The organism is Mesorhizobium sp. M7A.F.Ca.CA.003.01.2.1 (assembly GCF_003998945.1).
GTDB classification, from domain to species: Bacteria; Pseudomonadota; Alphaproteobacteria; order Rhizobiales; family Rhizobiaceae; genus Mesorhizobium; species Mesorhizobium ciceri.
Genome location: NZ_RZRA01000789.1, coordinates 1 through 2,745 on the forward strand (window position 1 = coordinate 1; position 2,745 = coordinate 2,745).

Annotated in this window: 2 protein-coding genes; one reads left to right on the forward strand and one right to left on the reverse strand. The window is 61.2% G+C overall.

Going from position 1 to position 2,745, the window contains the following annotated elements:
- Positions 1-954 (reverse strand): ABC transporter substrate-binding protein (locus tag EN969_RS25570; RefSeq protein ID WP_245467498.1); only part of this gene is annotated, 954 nt, incomplete at its 3' end.
- A 340-nt stretch (positions 955-1,294) separates the two neighbouring features.
- Here EN969_RS25570 and EN969_RS25580 point away from each other — a divergent pair.
- A partial coding sequence (locus EN969_RS25580; protein WP_127419500.1) for a (5-formylfuran-3-yl)methyl phosphate synthase occupies positions 1,295-2,745 on the forward strand: 1,451 nt, incomplete at its 3' end.

The following is a 2,745-nucleotide window of genomic DNA, read 5'->3' on the forward strand; positions in this document are numbered from 1 at the left end:
CGAAAAATCGTCAGAGCGTATATAGTCGCTGATCTTTTTCGCATCGTCGCCCTTGGTGCGCGTGGTGGCCTCGCCGACCGCACGCACCGCGGTCCAGGCCGACATGTCTTTGGAGAGCATCCGCCGGCTCGTCGTCTTCAGGAAGCGGCTCTGCATCTGGATGCCGCCCCATTGTTCGCTGGCGGGATGCCATGACGATGCAACCAGACCGGCCGTGCCGGCGACCAGCCGCGGCGTCCAGGTGCGGTAGGGCACGTAGGTGCCGAAAACCTCGCTTTCGTCGGCGACAAGCACCACGTCATGCTCCGGCACGTCTTGCGTGAACACGGAAATCTGCTGCTGTATCTGCGTGGCGCCGGTGTCGGTGCGCCTGGCTGTGCCGGTATCCTTGAATTCCTTCTCGGCGACGATCTGGCCGCCGAAGCGGGTTGCCGCGCGGCGCAGCGCATCGGCGTAGAGATGATCCTGCTCATGCGATCCATAGAGCAGCACCCAATTCGGCCACTTCTTCACCATGAGATACTGCGCCAGCGCGTCGGCCAGCATGCTGCGCGTCGGCGCGATATGGAAAACGTTGATGCGGCAGTCCTCCTCGCGAAGGCTGTCGTCGGTGGCGCCGACGTTGAAGATCAGCACGCCTTTGTCGCGGGCGATGTCGGCGATCGACAGCAATTGTTTGGCTGAAAGATCGGCGACCACATAGCGGTCGCCCTTGGCGATCATGCCTTCGAATGCCTGAACCGCGTCGCCGTCGGGCTTGACCTCGGTCACGTCGAGGCTGAATTTCTGGTTGGTGAACTTTCCCGTCGTGTTGTTGTCGCCGATCGCCACCTCGGCGCCGGCGACACCTTCGTCACGTGGCGGCAGGTCGAGCATGGAAAGCGTCAATTGCGGTGCGTAGGCCCGCAAATAGCCTATCTTGATTTCAGTTATCTTTTTTTCCGGCTTCGCCACCGTTTCCTGGCCTGTCGCGTCGGAAACGTTGACGGTCAGGGAAAAAAAGCACAAAAAGGCAGCGAGAGTGCCTGGCACCGCGCTCGTCATCGATAGTAATTACCCATTCTTGCGCAGAGGTTCGACGGTTGCCGGACCCGCGCCAAGTCAAGGTGCCCATGATCAACTTAGCCGACCCGCAAAATTTATCAAACCCTATAGGACGACTTTTCGCGCCTGCCAGAACGGTGCGGAAGGTCGCCAGCATCGATTCGCATGGCAACACCGGCGAGACGTGGCGCAGGGGGATCGACCGCCTCTATAAAAGCGTCTTGTCCTCCAAACTGGAGAAACTGTTCAAATGACCAGAATGCTGGCAAGCGTCACCGGCATCGAAGAGGCGGAGATCGCTCTTTCTGGAGGTGTCGATATCGTCGACCTGAAGGACCCGAAGGCGGGAGCCCTGGGCGCGGTGTCCATGGAAACTATGCTCCGAACGATCTCTTTCATCGCGGGTCGGGCTCCGGTCAGCGCTGTCTGCGGCGACCTGCCGATGGAACCCGAAACGATCCGCATCAAGGCCGAAGAGATCGCGGCGACCGGCGTCGACTATGTGAAGATCGGATTTTTTCCTTCGGCAAATATCTCTGCCTGCGCACAGGCGCTTGAACCGCTCGCCGCACGAACGAAGCTGATTGCCGTGCTGTTTGCCGATCTGGCGCCGGACTTCGAGCTTCTGCCGATGTTCGCCAGGCATCGCTTCCACGGCGTGATGGTTGATACCGCGCAAAAGGGGAAGGGCCGGCTGCTCGATCATCTGCCGCCGGAGCGTATTCCGGGATTCGTCGATCGAACGAAATCGCTCGGTCTGATGGTCGGCCTGAGTGGATCGCTGGAAGCTCCGGATATTCCGCGCCTATTGCCTTTCGCTCCCGATTTTCTCGGCTTTCGGGGGGCGCTGTGTGGCCATTCCGGTCGCACGAGTTCGATCAGCGCCGAGGCGGTCTCGCAGATTCGCGAGTTGATCCCAGCGGAATCCGGGACCGGCGATCAATCGAGTATCGACTATCGCCTGTTGGCAGCGAGAGGCTATTCGCCGGACACCGACCCGACACTGGGCACGGACAGGATTTTTGTGCGGGATTTTGTTCTGCCGGTCCAGATCGGTGCCTACAGCTTCGAGCATGGCCATACTCAAAAAGTGCGCTTTGATGTGATCGCCGATGTGCTGCAAATCACCGACCATCCCGAGGACATGCGCCATGTGTTCTCCTACGACATCATCATGGACGGCATTCGCACCATCGTCGCGCGGGGCCATATCCAGCTCAGCGAGGCTTTGGCCGAGCAGGTGGCAGCGCACGTGCTGGAGAACCAGCGTGTCGTGCGCGTCACGGTTAGGGTGGAAAAGCTCGAGCTCGGCCCTGGCGGCGTCGGCGTTGAGATCGAACGCAAGCGCCAATCGGCGGGACGCGGTGCTGCCTCCGGCATTGCTGGCCGAAAAGACCGAAGCGTTGTTTTCCGGCCGCGCCAGGAGCGCCCCGAAATGCTTCGACGGGCCATCGTCAAGCTTGGCGGCAGCACGGCCCATGCGGCGGAGATGAAGAGCTGGATCGCAGCGCTGGCGGGTTCCAGGCTGCCGATCGTCATCGTGCCCGGCGGCGGGCTCTTTGCCGACCATGTGCGCGAGACGCAGACCAGCATGGAGTTTTCCGACACCGCCGCTCATGCCATGGCGATCCTGGCCATGGAGCAGTTCGGCCATGTCATCCTCGACCGGGACGAAAGGCTGGCGCCGGCACGGTCGCTGGA